The sequence below is a fragment of the Catelliglobosispora koreensis DSM 44566 genome (assembly GCF_000379685.1).
GTDB lineage: Bacteria > Actinomycetota > Actinomycetes > Mycobacteriales > Micromonosporaceae > Catelliglobosispora > Catelliglobosispora koreensis.
Map to the genome: position 1 here is coordinate 632,359 of NZ_KB903250.1, position 17,152 is coordinate 649,510.

General features: G+C 64.8%; 20 protein-coding genes and 2 riboswitches. Of the genes, 9 read left to right on the forward strand and 11 right to left on the reverse strand.

Annotation, left to right across the window (positions count from 1 at the left end):
• Positions 1 to 32: 32 nt before the first annotated feature.
• Genes mtfM through A3E1_RS0110200 form a run of 3 tightly spaced genes read left to right on the forward strand, consistent with a single transcriptional unit; the run spans position 33 to position 1,700 of the window.
• Positions 33 to 137, forward strand: coding sequence for a small membrane protein MtfM (gene mtfM / locus A3E1_RS48810; RefSeq protein WP_020520661.1), 105 nt, complete (start codon positions 33 to 35; stop codon positions 135 to 137).
• On the forward strand, positions 134 to 730 hold the full coding sequence (locus A3E1_RS0110195) for an FABP family protein (protein ID WP_020520662.1): 597 nt from the start codon (positions 134 to 136) through the stop codon (positions 728 to 730). The genes mtfM and A3E1_RS0110195 overlap by 4 nt, the downstream gene beginning before the upstream one ends.
• Entirely contained in the window at positions 717 to 1,700 is a 984-nt protein-coding gene (locus A3E1_RS0110200; protein ID WP_020520663.1) for a Gfo/Idh/MocA family protein, read from the forward strand. Before A3E1_RS0110195 ends, A3E1_RS0110200 begins: the two co-directional genes overlap by 14 nt.
• Here A3E1_RS0110200 and A3E1_RS0110205 read toward each other — a convergent pair.
• The 4 genes from A3E1_RS0110205 to A3E1_RS0110220 are packed head-to-tail and all read right to left on the reverse strand — an operon-like array spanning position 1,670 to position 4,744.
• The gene (locus A3E1_RS0110205; protein WP_020520664.1) at positions 1,670 to 2,686 is read right to left on the reverse strand and encodes an inorganic phosphate transporter; all 1,017 of its coding nucleotides are present in this window, start codon (positions 2,684 to 2,686) and stop codon (positions 1,670 to 1,672) included. The genes A3E1_RS0110200 and A3E1_RS0110205 overlap by 31 nt on opposite strands.
• Complete coding sequence (locus A3E1_RS0110210; RefSeq protein WP_020520665.1) at positions 2,687 to 3,361, reverse strand: DUF47 domain-containing protein; 675 nt, start codon at positions 3,359 to 3,361, stop codon at positions 2,687 to 2,689.
• Positions 3,358 to 4,224: a PPK2 family polyphosphate kinase gene (locus A3E1_RS0110215; RefSeq protein WP_020520666.1), complete on the reverse strand. Its 867-nt coding sequence runs from the start codon at positions 4,222 to 4,224 to the stop codon at positions 3,358 to 3,360. Before A3E1_RS0110215 ends, A3E1_RS0110210 begins: the two co-directional genes overlap by 4 nt.
• 7 nt (positions 4,225 to 4,231) lie before the next feature.
• Complete coding sequence (locus tag A3E1_RS0110220) at positions 4,232 to 4,744, reverse strand: DUF402 domain-containing protein (RefSeq protein WP_026208292.1); 513 nt, start codon at positions 4,742 to 4,744, stop codon at positions 4,232 to 4,234.
• A gap of 73 nt (positions 4,745 to 4,817) precedes the next feature.
• On the opposite strand from A3E1_RS0110220, the gene A3E1_RS0110225 reads away from it, so the two are divergent.
• A complete protein-coding gene (locus tag A3E1_RS0110225; protein WP_020520668.1) occupies positions 4,818 to 6,734 on the forward strand; it encodes an ATP-dependent DNA helicase in 1,917 nt (638 codons plus the stop codon).
• 9 nt (positions 6,735 to 6,743) lie between these two features.
• Here A3E1_RS0110225 and A3E1_RS0110230 read toward each other — a convergent pair whose 3' ends face one another.
• Both A3E1_RS0110230 and A3E1_RS0110235 read right to left on the reverse strand, forming a co-directional pair.
• Positions 6,744 to 7,058, reverse strand: coding sequence for a hypothetical protein (locus A3E1_RS0110230; protein ID WP_020520669.1), 315 nt, complete (start codon positions 7,056 to 7,058; stop codon positions 6,744 to 6,746).
• An 80-nt stretch (positions 7,059 to 7,138) separates the two neighbouring features.
• Positions 7,139 to 7,474 (reverse strand): GroES family chaperonin, encoded by a 336-nt coding sequence (locus A3E1_RS0110235; protein WP_020520670.1) that lies wholly within the window; start codon positions 7,472 to 7,474, stop codon positions 7,139 to 7,141.
• Between the two features lie 44 nt (positions 7,475 to 7,518).
• On the opposite strand from A3E1_RS0110235, the gene A3E1_RS0110240 reads away from it, so the two are divergent.
• Positions 7,519 to 7,824 (forward strand): hypothetical protein, encoded by a 306-nt coding sequence (locus tag A3E1_RS0110240; RefSeq protein WP_020520671.1) that lies wholly within the window; start codon positions 7,519 to 7,521, stop codon positions 7,822 to 7,824.
• Here the strand turns inward: A3E1_RS0110240 and A3E1_RS0110245 are convergent.
• On the reverse strand, positions 7,821 to 9,068 hold the full coding sequence (locus A3E1_RS0110245) for an AI-2E family transporter (protein WP_020520672.1): 1,248 nt from the start codon (positions 9,066 to 9,068) through the stop codon (positions 7,821 to 7,823). The two genes, A3E1_RS0110240 and A3E1_RS0110245, sit on opposite strands and share 4 nt — an antisense overlap.
• A gap of 30 nt (positions 9,069 to 9,098) precedes the next feature.
• Positions 9,099 to 10,415: a PrsW family intramembrane metalloprotease gene (locus tag A3E1_RS39700; RefSeq protein ID WP_157631422.1), complete on the reverse strand. Its 1,317-nt coding sequence runs from the start codon at positions 10,413 to 10,415 to the stop codon at positions 9,099 to 9,101.
• Positions 10,416 to 10,447: 32 nt separating this feature from the next.
• Positions 10,448 to 10,568, forward strand: a riboswitch (SAM riboswitch).
• A 39-nt stretch (positions 10,569 to 10,607) separates the two neighbouring features.
• Between A3E1_RS39700 and A3E1_RS0110255 the strand changes: the two genes are divergently transcribed.
• Entirely contained in the window at positions 10,608 to 11,822 is a 1,215-nt protein-coding gene (locus tag A3E1_RS0110255; RefSeq protein WP_020520674.1) for an aminotransferase class V-fold PLP-dependent enzyme, read from the forward strand.
• On the opposite strand, the gene A3E1_RS0110260 is transcribed toward A3E1_RS0110255, so the two are convergent.
• Positions 11,770 to 12,915, reverse strand: coding sequence for an FUSC family protein (locus A3E1_RS0110260; RefSeq protein ID WP_020520675.1), 1,146 nt, complete (start codon positions 12,913 to 12,915; stop codon positions 11,770 to 11,772). The two genes, A3E1_RS0110255 and A3E1_RS0110260, sit on opposite strands and share 53 nt — an antisense overlap.
• A gap of 22 nt (positions 12,916 to 12,937) precedes the next feature.
• Between A3E1_RS0110260 and A3E1_RS0110265 the strand changes: the two genes are divergently transcribed.
• Together A3E1_RS0110265 and ribB are read left to right on the forward strand one after the other, a co-directional pair.
• A complete protein-coding gene (locus tag A3E1_RS0110265) occupies positions 12,938 to 13,540 on the forward strand; it encodes an HD domain-containing protein (RefSeq protein ID WP_026208286.1) in 603 nt (200 codons plus the stop codon).
• 3 nt (positions 13,541 to 13,543) lie between these two features.
• A riboswitch (FMN riboswitch) is annotated at positions 13,544 to 13,673 on the forward strand.
• A gap of 111 nt (positions 13,674 to 13,784) precedes the next feature.
• Positions 13,785 to 14,396 carry a 3,4-dihydroxy-2-butanone-4-phosphate synthase gene (gene ribB / locus A3E1_RS39705; protein ID WP_211215893.1) on the forward strand — a complete coding sequence of 204 codons (612 nt, stop codon included), beginning with the start codon at positions 13,785 to 13,787 and terminating at the stop codon, positions 14,394 to 14,396.
• Positions 14,397 to 14,460: 64 nt separating this feature from the next.
• On the opposite strand, the gene A3E1_RS0110275 is transcribed toward ribB, so the two are convergent.
• Complete coding sequence (locus tag A3E1_RS0110275) at positions 14,461 to 15,816, reverse strand: glycosyl hydrolase family 18 protein (RefSeq protein ID WP_020520678.1); 1,356 nt, start codon at positions 15,814 to 15,816, stop codon at positions 14,461 to 14,463.
• Positions 15,817 to 15,952: 136 nt separating this feature from the next.
• On the opposite strand from A3E1_RS0110275, the gene A3E1_RS0110280 reads away from it, so the two are divergent.
• The gene (locus tag A3E1_RS0110280) at positions 15,953 to 16,873 is read left to right on the forward strand and encodes a GNAT family N-acetyltransferase (RefSeq protein WP_020520679.1); all 921 of its coding nucleotides are present in this window, start codon (positions 15,953 to 15,955) and stop codon (positions 16,871 to 16,873) included.
• Here A3E1_RS0110280 and A3E1_RS0110285 read toward each other — a convergent pair.
• The gene (locus A3E1_RS0110285) at positions 16,870 to 17,136 is read right to left on the reverse strand and encodes a DUF4031 domain-containing protein (protein WP_020520680.1); all 267 of its coding nucleotides are present in this window, start codon (positions 17,134 to 17,136) and stop codon (positions 16,870 to 16,872) included. The two genes, A3E1_RS0110280 and A3E1_RS0110285, sit on opposite strands and share 4 nt — an antisense overlap.
• Between the last annotated feature and the right edge of the window lie 16 nt (positions 17,137 to 17,152).

A 17,152-nucleotide genomic window follows, 5' to 3' on the forward strand; every position in this document is an offset into this window, starting at 1 on the left:
CTCGCTCATGTCGTCAGCCTAAGATGTCTGGTGTGGTCACGGAGATCGGGTTCGTTAGCCTGCTCGTCGCCGGCTTTGGGCTGCTGGCCGGAGGCTTTGTCTATTTAGCACTGAGAATCGCAAGGGGTCGCTGGTGAGCGCCGAAAGTCAAAATCCGCTGGAAGCACCGCCGTGGCTAAATGCCCCGCCATTGGATCCTTACCCCTTCGAAGAAACCTTCGACCTTCGGCACGGGCCTGATCTGCATCCGTCGCTGCTTGGCCTGCTGCCTTATGTCGGCAAGTGGCGCGGCCGCGGCCGAGGTGGCTATCCGACGATCGAGGAAGACTTCGACTACGGGCAAGAGATCACCATCAGCCACGATGGCCGGCCCTTCCTGTACTACGAATCACGTTCCTGGCTCATCGATGAGCAGTCTCAGCCGATCCGTCCCGCTGGCCGTGAGTCGGGCTGGTGGCGTCCCGTGGGCGACGGTCAGGGCGATGAGATCGAGGTGCTGCTGTCGACGCCCACGGGCATCATGGAGCTCTACTTTGGACGCATTGACGGTCTAAAGATCGAGATGGCGACGGACTATGTCCTGCGCACGCCAACTGCCAAAGAAGTCAACGGCGCGCACCGTCTGTTCGGGATTGTGGAGGGCGCTTTGCTTTACGCACACGAGATGGCCGCCGTGGGGCAGCCGCTCACGCCACATTTGAGTGCGAGGTTGCTCCGTGTCGGCGGTTAGGTGGGGCATTCTCGCCACCGGTGGCATCGCGACCCGCTTTGTGACAGAGCTGCCGCAAGCGGGAAACGGCGTGGTGACAGCGGTTGGATCGCGCTCACGGGACACGGCGGAAGCCTTTGCCGCTAAGCACGACATCCCCAAAGCGCACGGGTCATGGGCCGATCTCGCCAACGACCCGGAGGTCGACATCATCTATGTCGCGACTCCGCATTCACATCACCATGAAGCCGCGTTGCTTTGCCTAAGAAGTGGCAAGCCGCTGTTGGTGGAAAAGGCGTTCACGCTGGATCTCGCACAGGCGCAGGACTTGGTCTCGGTCGCCCGTGAACGGCAGTTGTTCCTCATGGAAGCCATGTGGACACGCACGCTTCCGGCGATTCACAAGATGCTGGACCTTGTCGCCGACGGGGCGATCGGGGACGTGACGCTTGTTGACGCTTCCTTTGGGCTAGCGGCCCGCTTCGAGGCTGATCACCGGTTGCGCAATCCGCTCCTGGGCGGCGGTGCCTTGCTGGACCTGGGGGTCTATCCGGTCCACTTCGCCCATCTGCTGCTCGGCCCGCCGAGGTTCACACGTGCTTGGGCGCATCTGTATCCGGAAGGCACCGACGAGCGTACGGGCATCGTGCTCGGTTACGAAGACGGTGCGGTGGCGTCGCTTTACTGCGGCGCGGGCAGCGATGTGCGATCGGCGTCCGTGGTCGGCACGAAGGGGCGCATCGAGTTCGACTACGGCTTCCACAACGCGTCGTCTTTCACGCTTCATCGCGATGGCGGCAAAGAGGAGTTCACCGCCGCGCCGTCCAGCCTGCACTTCCAGGCCGCGGAGGCGGGCCGGTGCCTGCAAGCGGGTTTGCTGGAGTCACCGATGGTGCCCCTTCAGTCCACCTTGGACGTCATGGCGACCCTAGACGCCATCCGCTCCCAGATCGGCGTGGTCTACCCGAATATGGGGCGGGAGATCAAATAAGCGAGTCCAGCGATCAAGGCGGCGCCCGGGAACGTCAGAACCCAAGCCATCACGATGTTCCCGGCGACGCCCCAGCGCACCGCTGACAGTTTCTTCGTCGCACCAACACCCATGATCGCTGACGTGATCGTGTGCGTGGTCGAGATCGGCCAGCCCAGGTTCGAGGCGGTGAAAAGCACCGACGCGGCAACGGTTTCGGCCGCGAAACCCGCTGGCGGGTCAAGGTGGATGACACGCCGGCCCAGGGTACGGATGATGCGCCAGCCTCCGGCATAGGTGCCGAGGGCTAGAACCGTTGCTGACGCCCAGAAAACCCACTCGGGGATGTGCGTCTTGTCGTCCTGGATCCCGGCAGTGTAGAGCGCCAGCACCACGATGCCCATGGTTTTCGCGGCGTCCTGCATGCCGTGCCCGACCGACATCGCCGCGGCCGACGCCGACTGAGCCCAGCGGAAACCGCGGTTCATCTTGCCCGGGTGACCCTTACGGAAGATCCACATCACGAGCAGCATGACGATCGCACCCAGGATGAAGCCGGCGATCGGTGACAGCACCATCGGGATGACAACGCTCTTGAGGATGCCACTCCACAGAATATCGCCGTCGATGCCGAACGCGATGGCGCAAAGGGTCGAGCCGACGAGACCGCCGATGAGCGCGTGGGAAGAGGAGGACGGCAGCCCGAAATACCACGTGATGAGGTTCCAGCAGATCGCGCCAAGCACGCCCGCGAACACGACTCCCAGCGCGGCGAGGCCGGTCGGCAGCGAAACGACTCCACTGCCGACAGTCTTGGCGACCTTGGCGCCGAGGTGCGCGCCGACGAAGTTACCGACCGCGGCCATGCCCAGCGCGATGCGTGGGGTCAGCGCACGGGTGGAAACACTGGTGGCGATGGCGTTCGCGGCGTCGTGAAAGCCATTGGTGTAGTCAAATATCAGCGCGACCGCGATGACCGCGATCGCTCCGATCAACAGCGAGTCCACTCAGGACTCCTTGACCGCGATGGTTTCCACAACGTTGGCAACGTGCTCGAAGGCGTCGCAGGCGGCTTCGAGCTCGTCGGCGACCTCCTTCATCTTCAGCACGGTCAGCGCGTCGTATTCGCCGCTGAACAGGCGCACCAGCAGCATGCGGTAAGCCCGGTCACCGTCGTTTTCCAGCCGGTTGCACTCGACCCAGTAGTCCTTGAGGCTGTGCAGATCCTTCATCTTCGGCACACCCTTGGGCCGCTTGACCCCTGGCGCGCCAGTGCGCAGCCGCTCCATCGCGTCAGCCGTGATCGCGGCCTGCTTGTTCAGCACGTCAACGAGTTCGTGCATTTCGCGTGGCAGCGCCGGCAGTTTCGTCAGGCCGTAGAGGTAGACGAGGCTGCCCACGGCTTCGATGTGATCCATGACATCGTCGAGCCCGGACCCGAGGCGGTAGATGTCCTCGCGGTCAAACGGGGTGATGAAGGTGGAGTTGATTTTGTTGTAAAGCTCATGGGTGATCTGGTCGCTGTCATGCTCGACCTCGATCAGGCGCTCGCTGACCGACTGCACGTCCGCGCCCGGAAGGGCCAGCTCAGTCAGCAGATCGGCGCCCTTGACCAGGTTTTGGGCCGCCCGGCTGAACATCTCATAAAAGGCGCCCTCGCTGGGCCGCAGCGAAAACTTCATCTCGTACCTTCCTCGAGCCGGGCCCGTTCCCGCTGGGGGTCGAAATCAGCTGCCGGGTAACGCAAATTTAGGCCGCTCATCGCGTCGAGCAACAGGTGAGCGACGGCCCAGTCCCGGTACCACTTGCGATCAGCTGGCACAACGTACCAGGGGGCGTGATCAGTGCTGCACCGTGCCAGCGCGTCCTGGTAAGCCTCCTGATAGGCCGGCCAATAAGCCCGGTTATCCACGTCATCTGGGTTGTATTTCCAGTGCTTCGTCGGGTCGTCGAGCCGCGCCAAAAGGCGTTGCCGTTGCTCCTCATATGAGATGTGCAACATCACCTTTACCAGCGTGACGCCGCTCTCAAACAGCTCCAATTCAAAATCATTTATCTGGGGGTACCGGGTGAGCCAAACCCTCTTCGTCACCAGCTTGCGCACACGGACGACCAGAACGTCCTCGTAGTGCGAGCGGTTGAAGACGCCGACCAGCCCGGCTGACGGCACCGCTTTGCGGATGCGCCAAAGGAAGTCGTGCTTGAGCTCCAGTGGCGTCGGCGGCCCAAAGCCGACGATGTGCAGCCCTTGCGGGTTCATCGTGCCGGCGACCTTCTTGATCGTCCCGTCTTTGCCGCCGCAGTCCATGGCCTGCAACACGAGCAGCACCCGATGACGGAAGGTCCTGTCCTTCTTGGCGTTGGCGAACAGCATCTCCTGCTGCCTGGCCAGTTCAGCGCCCAGCTCGGCTAGCTCGGCCCGGGCCCACGCCTTGGGGTCGCGGCGCACCACCTTGCGGCCGGGCAAACCGGGCGTGCTGGCCGGATCGATATCAGCCAGCGTCAGCTTGGGACCGACACGCAGTAACCCGGACACTTGGGACACAGAAGGATCATCTAACAGCTATCGCTGCTTTGTCCTGGAATAGCGCAAGCCACCGGTGGAAATGGCCCGCGAATGGCTCTGCGCCGGTGTGCAGCGCGTCGAGCAGCCACGCGGCGGCTGACCTCGCCTGCTGGATGACCTCCTCGGGGTACTCGAACTTGCGGGAATGCGCGGTGAACTCATCTTCGTCAACGAGCTGGACTTCACCGGTCTCCCGGATCTTGCGAACGTCAAGGTCGAGGTCGGTCACGACGATGCGGTTGCTCGTCCACGCCGCCGGGGTGGTGATGTCGCAGTAGACCGAGGTGTTGCGGGGTGCCGCGTTGAACATCGCTGTGTACCAGCCGACGTGTGGCACGAGCAGCACACAGGGGATTTCCCAGACTTTGCCCGAGTCTGCGACCGTGCCTGGTGGGATAGCCAGCCAGGTCCCATACCTGTCCCGGCCCAGCAACCGGGTCGTGATGCCCCGGTGCGGGCTGCCGTCGTACTTCCGGATCTCCATCCGGACCTCGGTCATGCGATCTAGTGTAGGGCGGCGCGCCACGATGGCGGTCGAAGGAATGTCTGCGGGGGCGGGTAGCGTCTCGGACATGCCCGACGCCCTCGAGTTGCTCGCCGCAGCCGTCGCTTCGGTATCGGGCGGAGACACTCGCCCTGGCCAGCAGGCCATGGCCGCCGCGATCGCCGATGCCGTTGAGGCTAGGGAACACCTCCTGGTCCAGGCGGGCACCGGCACCGGGAAGTCCTTGGCCTACCTCGCTCCCGCGCTGACCGTGGACGGTCCAGTCGTCATTTCGACAGCGACCCTGGCGCTGCAGTCCCAACTGGTCGAAAAGGATCTTCCCCGGCTCAGTGCCGCGGTCAAGCCGCTGCTCGGCCGCGAACCGGTCTATGCCCTGCTCAAGGGGCGGCATCACTACCTCTGTCTGGCCAAAATGGAGCACGCCGACGAGGAAGACCCGCAGGACGCGCTGTTCGAGCGCACCAAGTGGCTCGGCGAGGCCGGCAAGCTAGGCAAGCAGATCGTTCGCATTCGCGAATGGGCCGACAAGACACTGACGGGTGACCGCGACGAGCTCGATCCCGGCGTTGACGACACGGCATGGCGCGCGGTGTCCACTCCAGCGCGCGAGTGTGTTGGCGCGACACGGTGTCCTTACGGCCCAGACTGTTTCGCCGAGCTGTCCCGGGCCCGCGCGCGCGAGGCCGACATCGTGGTGACCAACCACTCCCTGCTGTCGGTCGACATGCTGGCCGGCCGGCACATCGTGCCGCCACACAAACTTCTCGTCATTGATGAGGCCCACGAGCTGGCCGACCGCGTTTCCAGCGCGGCGCAGGCCGAGCTGACACCGTCGGCAATGGACGCCACGGCGCGGGCGGCTCGCCCGTTCGTGGAGCCAGAACTATTCCTGTCGCTTCAGGAGAGTGCCGACGCCCTCACGGTTGGCCTGGCCGACATCCAGCCCGGGCGCCTGACCGAGGGTCTGCCACCGGGCCTTCTCGAAGCGTGCACGCTCATCGACGCGGGAACGCGCCAGGCTCTGACCGCGATCGGCGAGGTTAAGGCTGACGATCCGGATCCGGTCCGCAAACAACAGGCGCGGGCGCTGCTCGACGATGCGTCCAAGACGGCGCAACGGCTCCTGGCCGACTCGGCACAAGACGTGGCCTGGGTCGACGCCGAGCCACGCCGCGCGCTGGTCGTCGCGCCGCTGTCCGTCGCGGGGCTGTTGCGCGAGAAGCTCTATGACGAACGCACCGTCATCGCGACGTCGGCCACTCTTGCTCTGGGCGGAAAGTTCGACACCATCGCACAGGCACTAGGCCAGACCGACGGTTACCGCACGCTCGACGTCGGCTCGCCGTTTGACTATCAGAAGCAAGGCATCCTCTATGTCGCCGCGCATTTGCCCCGGCCGACCACGTCAGGGCTGTCCGACGCCGCGGGTAAAGAACTTTTGACGCTTATCAATGCACTCGGCGGGCGTACCCTCGGCTTGTTCTCCTCCAGGCGGGCGGCGCAGCAAGCCGCGGACCTGGTGCGAGCGCAGACCGACCTGACCGTCCTGCTGCAAGGCGACGAGACGCTGCCAATCCTGGTGCGCAAATTCCGCGAGGACCGCAACAGTTGTTTGTTCGGCGTGATGTCGCTGTGGCAAGGCGTTGACGTGCCTGGCGACGCGTGTCAGCTGGTCGTGATCGACCGCTTGCCGTTCCCGCGGCCCGATGAGCCGCTCGCGGCGGCCCGTTCCGCGGCCGTCGACGCTTCCGGCGGTTCCGGCTTCGCCGCGGTCAGCGTTCCCATCGCCGCGATCCGGCTAGCCCAGGGCGTGGGCCGTTTGATCCGGTCCACAAACGACCGTGGTGTCGTGGCAGTCCTCGATTCGCGGCTGGAGTCGGCGCGAGGCTACGGCTCTTTCCTTCGGGCGAGCCTGCCGCCGTTCTGGTACACGACTAAGCCAGAAGTGGTGCAAGGTGCCCTGAAGCGCCTTGCCGCTACATAATCCGCTAGCTCACGCCGCAGGCGGGGCCGGCTGCGAAGCCGCCGCGTTGCGTGCCTTGATGCCCTTGACCAGTTCGTAAATAGCGAAGATCGGCAGGATGAAGGCGTAGATCGAGACGAATACCGTGCTGCCTTCTTCGCCGAAGAAGTACAGGTAGACCAGGTATACCGAATACCCAAGAGCCACGACACCGAGGATGCCGTTGGCCGCCTTGCTTCCGATGCCCATGAAGAAGTTGACGAGCAGCAATACCGCGCTCAGAAAAAGGACACCGACGTAGATCAGAAATCCATCGCCGACGAAATAGTTGGTCAATTCTCGCATTGCAGGGGTTCCTCCCGTGAAGGGTGACTAGACGCAAGGAACCTAAAGAGCCGAATGAAAGCTCAAAATCAGCTGAAAGGCTAGAGATAAAGCCCGGTGGCGTTGTCCTCCACTCGCGACGCCGCGACAGCGTGCACGTCCCGTTCACGTAGCAGGACAAATGACTCACCGTGCAGTTCCACTTCGGATCTGTCATCGGGGTCGAAGAGCACCCGGTCTCCGGTTTGGATGGAGCGCACGTGCGGGCCGACACCGACCGCCGTGGCCCAGCTGAGCCGCGTCCCGACGGAGGCCGTGGCGGGAATCACCAAACCGGCTGACGAGCGGCGCTCGCCTTCGGCGGCTTCGGTCCGCACCAGCACTCGGTCGTGCAGCAGGCGGATTGGCAAACCGGCGTCGGAGTGGGCTTTCGTCACGGCCACACGATAGCGCGTTGCCCTAACGACGTACGCTCGGCTGCATGACTCGATTCATCGCGGCCGCCCTGCTCAGTCTGACCCTGCTCGCTGGTTGCAGCAGCGACAACGTGAGCTGCGGCATCGACGAGTGCAAGGTGACGTTTGACCGTGGCGTGTCGGCGAGCGCTTCGGTGCTCGGCGTCGAGGCGAAGCTGGTCAGCGCCGAAGGTGACAACGTCACGCTAGAAGTCGCCGGCGAGCAGATCACGCTCACGACCGGCCAGACCGGCACGGAAGTGGCCGGCCTGATGGTCTACCTCGACAAGGTCTCTGACACCCAGGTCGTGGTGCGCATCGCGCGCAACTAAGGCGTCGCCTCAGCGGCTTCTATCGATTTTTCCACTTCTGGACGTGGTCGTTCGGCGAGCACGCGGATGCCGGTGTTCAGCATGGCGATCAGCGGCACCGCGATCAGGGCGCCGATGATGCCACCGAGCACGAGGCCCGCCGCGATGCCGACGATCACGGCCAGTGGGTGAATCGCCACTGCCCGGCCCATGATGAGGGGCTGAAGCAGGTGCCCTTCGATCTGCTGCACCGCGATCACGGCACCGAGCACGATCAGGGCGACGACCGGTCCCCTGATGACGAGGGCGACGAGCACCGCGACCGCGCCAGACAGCGTGGCACCGATGATCGGGATGAACGCGGTGAGGAACACCAGCGCGGCTAGTGGCAGCGCGAGCGCTGGCGGAATCTTGACCAGCAACAGCGCTGTTCCAATGCCCACGGCGTCGATGAAGGCCACGAGCACGGTCGCCCGGACGTAAGAGACCAGCGAGCGCCAGGCCGCCACAGCGGCGCGGTCCATGGGCTCGCGAGCGCGCGCGGGCACGAGGAAGAGACTGAACTTCCAGATCTTGCGGCCGTCACGCAGGAAGAAGAACAGCGCGAAGATCGCCAGGAACGTGCCGCTGAGCACTTCGATCGCGGTCGTCGCGGTGTGGATGGCACCCGAGGTCAGCGAGTCCTTGTTGGCGTTGAGCATTTCCTGGGCTTGCTTAATCAGGTTCTGCAGCTGGAAATCGTTGAGGTGCAACGGCCCGTTGCGCAACCAGTTCTGCACCTCGGTGAGGCCGGCTTCGGCCTTGGTCGTCAGCTCCGGCAGGCCCTCGACGAACGAATTCACGACCAGGGTGAGCGTGCCCACGATGGCCGCGATCCCTCCGATCACGACGATCGTCGTGGCGAGCGAAGGGTGCACACGCGCGCGGCGCAGCCAGCCGACGGCCGGTGACAGCAGCGCGGTGAGCAGCATCGCGATGGTGAGCGGAATGATGACGATGCTGAGCCGGCCCATCAGCCAGAACACGCCCCAGCCCACAACAGCGATGGCGATCAGGCGCCAGGCCCAGGCCCCCGCGATGCGCACGCCGGGCGCCACGTGAACATCATCGCGGCTGATAGTGGTGCTGTGGTTGAGTTCCGTGACGGCCGTTTCGGCGGCCTCGAGAGCGTCGTGTTCGGTGCGCTGGTCTTCGGCCACCCGGGCGGCGCGCACCGCCTCATAAGCACGGCGGATATTGGCACGCGCCTGTTCAAACCGGCCCACTGAGCCTCCCCTGGTTACGACAAACCCACCCTAGTAGTGAACACCTACGGGTGACAGCTGGATCGGCAGGGGCACGACTGGCTCCGCTGGCGGTCCGACAACGCGGGTTTGTCCATCGGGGAACGTGATGTGATAGGCGTTTCCGTCCCAGAACGCCTGTGGCATCTGCGGGTCGCGGGCGGCGTAGACATTGCGGGCGTTCACTATCCGTTGCAGCATCTGGTGTTCGTCTGCCGCTGTGTAGGTGTCAAGCCCACGGTCGAGGTTGTCGCGCACTATCGCCAGACGGGTCGCCGCGGCCTGGAACTCCTTCATGGCGCGACGGCCGGGCTCACCGGCGACGCGACGGGCCCAGGTGCGCGCGGCGTGCCGTCCGCTGAGGGTGGCCATGGCGGCCACTTCTGGCGGGCTCATCCAGCCGGCCGCGGCGTAGACAGGCAGCATCCTGACGGCGAGCCGGCCTTCGTGGGCACGCAGCCAGAGCGCGAGCCCCGCCATGCCGAGGAAGATGGGCACCATGACGGCCACGTAGCCGTAGAGGAAGACGTAGGGCCCACGGTCGGCACTGAGCAGTGCCATGAGGTTCCACGCGCCGTGCAGCATCATCGCCAGAATCAGGCCGGGCAGCGGTGCCAGCACACGCACCCAGGTTTGTGAGGCGCGAGCGGCGAAACCAATGCCGATGCCCGTCATCGCCGTGAACAGCGGGTGGGCGAACCCGGACATGAAGATGCGGGCGAGGAACAGGGCGAAGACCGACGCCACACCGGAAGCCGGGCCATATTGCTCGTAGCTTGAGGCGAAGCCGTGGCCGCCCAGGTAAAGGATGTTTTCCACCATGGCGAACCCGACGGCGGAAAGTCCACAGTAGACAATCGCGTCGGTGAACCCGGAGATCTTCTCCCGCCGGAACCACAGCACCGCGAGCGGGAACGCCGCCTTCATGATTTCTTCGATGAACGGTGCGACCAGCACGCCGACGAGCGCGTCTGGCAGCAGGTTCGAGGCGCCCGTGTTCGTCCAGTAGGCGACGGATGTCGCGACGAACGCGCCCCACAGGAACGTGAGCACCAGGTAGTGCTTGGGTTCTGGCTCGAACCGGTCGAGCCACATGAAGCAGGCAACCAGGACAGGCACTGGCAAAACCGCGGCGGCGAGACCGATCGCGATGCCCAGCGGGCCTAGCCCGAAACTCAAGACGACGCCCATGTTCGCCATGCCGGCCACGATCAGCACGATCACGATGGTCAGCAGCGCCCACCTGGGCATCCGCCCGCGGCGCTTCGCTGCGAAGGCCGGTGCCGGAGGAGGTGAGATCCCGGTCTCAGGTCCTGGGACTATTGCCATGGCGACAGGCTACAGACTTAAACTGTCCAACAGGTCACGAGTGCCAGCAGAAAAGCCCCGGCTTGCTGGCCGGCAACCCTCCTCCGCGGTGGGGTGCCCCGGGTGATGACCGGGCCCCAGGCGCGATGGCCGCGCCGGGCGCAAGTGCGGAGGTGCTCTGTGACTATCGTCTGTACGCCCGTTGACGTCCCCGTGTCCACGACACCGGTGACCCCGGGAAGCCTTGAAGTCCTTGGTGTTCCTGGGCAAATCAACCTCGATTACGCCGCTACGGCACCCTGTCTCAAGGCGGCCGCTGACGCGGTAACGGAGCTGTTGCCTTGGTACGGCTCGGTGCACCGTGGCGCGGGCGCCCTTTCCCAGCGCTGCACGCTCGAATACGAACGGTCGAGGCAGACGGTCGGCGACTTCGCCGGCGCCCGTGCCGACGACCACGTCATCTTCACCCGCAACACGACCGATGCGCTCAACCTGCTGGCGCACTGTCTGCCCCGGGGCACGACAGTCATCACTTTCGGCAGTGAGCACCACGCGAATCTGCTGCCCTGGCACCACCCGGTACGCCTGCCTGTGCCCTCTTCGCGCACGGAAGCTTTGCGGAGCCTGGCGAAAGCGCTCAGCGTTAACTTCCAGACCGACGTGCTGGTGAGCGTGACCGGTGCCAGCAATGTGACCGGTGAGCTGTGGCCGATCGCTGAGCTGGCCCACATCGCGCATCGTCACGGTGCCCGCATCGCGGTGGACGCCGCTCAGCTCGCCCCGCATGTGCCCGTGGACATGTCGGCATTGGACCTTGACTACTTGGCGTTGTCGGGCCACAAGCTTTATGCCCCGTTCGGCGCTGGTGTGCTCGTGGGCCGTGGCGACTGGCTCGATGCCGCACCGCCAGCCATCAAGGGCGGCGGCGCGACGGCCCGCGTGGGTGACGCGACACACGACATTCAGTGGACGACCGGCCCGGCCCGGCATGAAGCTGGCACGCCAAACCTGCTCGGAGCGGTCGCTTTGGCCAAGGTTTGCGCGACGCTCGAAGCCGCTGACCGGCAAGCCCTGCACGCCCGGGAGCAACAGCTCCTGAACCGGCTGCGGGAGGGCCTGTCCAAACTGGATGGTGTGGAAGAGCTGCGCACCTTCGAGCCGAACGCACCCCGCATCGGCGTGGTTTCCTTTGCTGTCAAGGGCCGTGACTCAGCCGAGATCGCTGAGGCGCTCGCGCGAAAGCACCACATCGGCGTACGCGATGGATTGTTTTGTGCGCATCCCTTGGCCCGCAGGCTGCTCGGTGAGGCCAGTGTGCGCGGAGGCTGGGCTGGGGTTCCGGCAACGGCCCTGCGGGCGAGTATTGGCCTGGGCACTACGGAATCTGATGTGGACGCTCTGCTGGCTGCGCTATCGACGGAGCTTTAGCCGACTTACGCACCAGGCGGTTGGCTTCTTCTGGCGTCGGCCCCGATGCGGTGATGAGATCGGTTGCCGTGGAACGAATCTGGGCGACGACGACACTGCCGGAAAAGCCGAGGCCCGCTTGATAGGCCTCAGCACAAGCCCGCACTGCTCGCACGGCGGCGGCGCGGGCGGCCAGCGGTTCAGTGCCCTCGCCTAGTTCGCGGCGCAGCCAGGTAACCGCTTCGGACAGCGCCTGGATAGCGGCCGAAAGCGAAGGCGGAATCGGCTCCCCGTCTTGGAGCATGGACAGCGAACGCCGCACGAGCACACGGGTGTTGCGTAACGCGCGGGCGACGTAGTCGGAAGACTCGACATACTGCGCTAGAGCCAGCTTCTTGCGCCACCGCAACGGTGCCACGGTAGAGATCTCGCGTCCCGCGTTGATGGCGTCGTTGTAGGCGCGCAGTTGTGCCTCGGCGTCCCGCAACCGGTCGAGCGCGGCGTCGGCCATCGCCTGGTCCTTTTTCGACAGCGCTATGGCGGTGTCTGCCAGGCCTTCGGCCAGCGAGTTCAGCATCGGTGTCGCCGCGCGCCCCACGACGGTCAGCGGATTGAGCGGCAGCAGCAACGCCATCACGCCCAGCCCGACCGCCCCGCCAACGACAGCGTCCACGAAACGGCTGAAGTAGTAGTCGTTTTGCGGAGGGATCAGGGTCGCGACCAGTGAAGCCGATGACGCGGCCTGGGTAACCAGCGGTGCCGATCCGCCCGCGAAGATCGCGATTAGCACGGCGAGCAGCACGGCCAGACCGACCTGCCAAGCGCCTCGGCCAATGACGAGGATCAGTGCCTCACCGAGCAGGATGCCGACCGCGTTTCCGGCGACGATCTCGGCCGCGCGGCGCATCCGCTCACCGACGCTGACCGCGAGCACCACGACGGCGGCGATCGGGGCGAAGAACGGCTGGTGGTGGCCGAGCAGATGGTGCGAGACATACCACGCGAGCCCGGCCGCGACACCGACTTGAAGGGCCAGCGCGAGCGCGCCGCGCACGCGGTTCACGCGGTCTTTCAGTGACGCACGCGACCGCGCGGCCATCTCGCCGGCGTCCATGGGGTCAACTTATGCTCAGCTCATGCCGCTGGAAGGGCGTTTCTGCGCATCGGCCCGGGCCGCTGGAGCCACGGCTTTGGCGTCCACGCTCGACGCCGTCGAAGCCGAGTTGATCGCCCGCTGGTCCGAGCCGCACCGCAGCTATCACAACCTTGATCACCTTGAGGCCGTGCTTGAGGAGACCGAGGCCGACCCCATCGCGGCACTGGCGGCCTGGGGTCACGACGCGATCTACGATCCCCGGTCGAACGCCAATGAAGAGCGCAGCGCCCAGCTCATGGCGGGGTTGCTCCAGCGCTGCGCCGTTCCGCTTCCCGTTCTTTCTGAAACCCTCCGTCTGGTACGCCTCACGGCAGGCCACGCCGTGAAAGCTGACGATCACCGGGGAGCGCTGTTAGCCGACGCGGATTTGGCCGTGTTAACCCGGCCCTGGCCCGGCTATCAGTCCTATGTGGACGCTGTGCGCGCCGAATACGCCCACGTGCCAGACGAGCTATGGCGTATCGGGCGGGCAGCTGTTCTCCAGTCGCTGCTGGACCTTCCGGCCCTGTTCCGCCTGCACCCTGAGAGGGAAGCCACAGCACGCGCCAATCTTGCCCGCGAGCTGGCTACACTCAGCCCGTAACGCTTGCGTACTCCGGGGTCGGTGTAATTCCGAACCGGCGGTGATAGTCCGCGACCCGTTGGCAGCCAGCTAACGGTTGAGCCGGTGAAATTCCGGCACCGACGGTGAAAGTCCGGATGGGAGAAGTACGCGGCGAGCAGATCGCACCTGTCTTCACGAAGGTGCTTCTTCTCGTGTCCCCGGAAGCCGTAAGTCCAGGCCCGGGGAACGGTTCCCCGGCCTGGCCTATTACCAGGAGGGGATGATGACGACAGCTCTGAGCAGCTCTGTCGACCAGGCGATCGCCGCGTTCGCGCGCGGCCAGTTCGTGATCGTGTTCGACGCGGAGTCGCGAGAGAACGAAGGCGACTTGATGATCGCCGCGGAGTTCACTGACGAGGCCGCGATGCGGTTTCTCCTCGATCACACCTGCGGCGTGGTGTGCGTCGCGATGTCAGACGAGCGGATCGAGGCGCTCCACCTCAATCAGATGATCGAGCCGAACACCGGCCTGCACGACACGGCGTTCACGGTTTCGGTGGATCACGTGGATGGCACGACAGGCATTTCCGCGTTTGAGCGGGCTCGCACGATCCGTGCGCTGGCTGATCCTTCGACGCGGCCGGCCGACCTCGGGCGACCCGGGCACATCTTCCCGATCCGGGCGGTGCCCGGAGGGGTGCTGGACCGTGACGGCCACACCGAAGCCGGCGTGGACCTGTCGTTGCTCGCCGGACTTTCTGGCGTGACAACGATTTGCGAGGTCGTCCGTCCAGATTGGAGTATGGCGCGATTCGACGACCTTGTCGCGCTGTCGCGACAGCACGGCATTCCGCTCATCTCCGTGAGAGACCTCGTCGCCCGCCGCCGCGGATAGCCTGCGGCACGGCTGCCGAAAGGGTGGCCGCAGCAGCGATTGCTGCGGCCACCTCATGAAAGCGTTACGGCAGCGCCCAGATTTGGTTGCCGCTGGCCGCGCACGACCAGATCTGCAGACGCGTGCCGTTAGCCGTGCCCAAGTCCTTGGCGTCCAAGCACTTGGCCGACTGTGGGTTGCGCAGATTGCCGTTGGCCTGTGGCTGCCAGACCTGTGCTCCGGTGCCGTTGCAGTCCCAGAGCTGAACGAGGGCACCATTAGCCGTCGAGCCGCCAGAGATGTCCATGCACTTGCCCAGACCCCTGATCGTGCCGTCGGTGCCAATGGTCCACCGCTGCGCGGTGGTGCCGTTGCAGGTGTAGAGCTGAATCGCCGTGCCATTGGCGGTGGCCCCGCCGGCGATGTCGACACACTTCGCGGAAGCCTGGCCAACGATCTGACCCGTGCGTCCGGGTGGGGTGCCGCCCATGACGGTCTCGTAGATCGCACTGACCAGCGACGTTGACCCGGCGGTGTCTTGCGACAGCTCCCAGTTCATCATCCCGCCAGCGTTAGCGAGAGCCCATTGCGTCTTGCTGCGGATCGTCGGCAGCCCGTTGTAGCACTGCTGCACGCCACTGACGGTGGTGCAGTCCCGGTTGGCGTTGGCGGGATCCATCGCGACCAACTGGGAGTAGGTGTAGTACGTCGGGCGGCTGTAGAACGGAACCCCAAGAACTGCCTTCGAAGCCGGGAGACCCCTGCCCTTCCAGAAGTTCACACTGTTGATCGCCCAGTTGTAGTTGGCGTGTGGGCTGCCGCCGTCATAGGCCATGATGTTGAGCCAGTCCACGTAACCGAACACGGCTGGCTGAACGCCGTTGGCGGTGGTGCCTTCGGAGACGACCGCCGCGGTCAGCAGCTTGCCGCGGGAGTGCATCGCGCTGCTGAGCTGGGACATGAGCGCGGTGTAGTTGTTGCCTGACGTGCCCGGGTCTGGGTACTCCCAGTCCATGTCAACACCGTCGAGGTTGTACTGCGTGACGAGGTTGACGAGCGCGTTGACAAACGTGGTGCGGCTGCCCGCGTTTGCTGCCAGTGCCTCAAACGCGGAGTCGTTGCCGTCGTTCCAGCCGCCGACCGCGATTGACACCCGCACGCTGTTGGCGTGTGCCAGCGAAACGAGCGATTGCAGTTTCGACGGGTTGGGCAGTGCCTGCAGTGTGCCGTTGGAGTTCGGCAACACGAAGGCGTAGTTGATGTGCGTGAGTTTGTTGTACTGAACCGTGTTGACGTTGCCCGCCCACGACGGCATGTAGCCGACGCTCTTGAAACCGTTGGGCAAAATCACTGCTTCAGCACTGGTAGCGAACGCGGTGCCAGCGACAACGCTGGCTATCGCGAGGCTGGCTCCGGCCAGCCGTGTACGCCAAAGGGACATGAATTTCCCCTGCCTCGTGTGGCGCGTCGCCGATACGCGCAGTGGGATCGATGCATCCGAAAGTTTAGGAAAGTTAACTATCCGAGTCAATAAATGAACGGGCATCTCGCGAAATCCTGTGGCAAGCTGGCCCGCGATGAATGATCTAGAAATTAAGTACCTCAGTGCCGATGACATCCCGCTTTTCCTGTCCTACGACGGCGAGCCGACACCGGGAGTGGGCGCGGAGCACCGCGACTACCAGGAGTTTCTCGCCAAACGGGAATACCGTCCGGAGTGGACTTGGGTCGCCTTGCGCGACGGCAAGGTGCTCGCCCGGGCCTCGTTCTGGGGACCACCCGACCACGAACAGCCGTTCAGCCTCGACTGGTTTCAGCTCGGCACCTCGGCTGACCGTGTCGACGTAGGCACAGCGCTGCTCAAAGCCGCCTACGACCACTACTCGGTACGCCCGGAATATCACTTGTTTGTCCCAGCCAACTGGCGTGACTCTGACGTCCGCCAGGAAATCGAGGACCGGGTGGCCGCCGCGGAAGGTGCCGGTCTGGCCATTTCGCTTGAGCGCCTTGGCTTCCGCTGGTTCGAAGGCGATCCGCTCCCCGAGCGCACCGGTCGCCTGACGTTCCGCCCGGCTGACGATGCCGAGATGATCGAGGCCGTCCGGCTCGGCTTGCCGGGCACGCTCGATGGCGACTCGATCGCCAACATCAAGGCTCACGGTGATGAGGCCGCGGCTCGCGAGATCGTCGAAGACCTAGCGGGCTTCCCGTCTCCACGCGAGTGGTGGCGCGTCGCGTACACGGCTGACGGTCAACTCGCCGGTGCCGTCATGCCGGCCAAGAACCGCGCGATCGCCGTCGTTGGCTACATCACGGTCGCCGAAGGCCAGCGCGGCAAGGGTTATGTCAGCGACATGCTGATCGAGCTCATGCATTTCCTTATCGAGCAAGGCGAAAAGGCTATCGGCGGCGACACCGACCTGCCCAATGAGCCCATGGCAAAAGCCTTCCTGCGCAACGGTTTCCACAACCACGGCGGAAGGCTTGTGCTGAGCTAGCCCACTGGACGGTGCTTGGGGCGGCGCAGGCCGGACTCTTGCAGGCGGATGGCGATTTCCTTCGTCGACACCTGCGTCGCCCCCAGCCAAATGGCGGCAGGCACCCGCTCCGCGGGGATGTCGTAGTGGTCGCGGTCGAACCCACGCTTGGGCACCCCGAGCAGTTCGGCGAACACGTGCAGTTCCACGAACGAGACGTCACTGACGAGGTGCGCCCAGTACCGCCCGTGGCCCGGCCAGACCGGTCGGTCGCACAGAATCATGGCTCTAAGCTAGCGT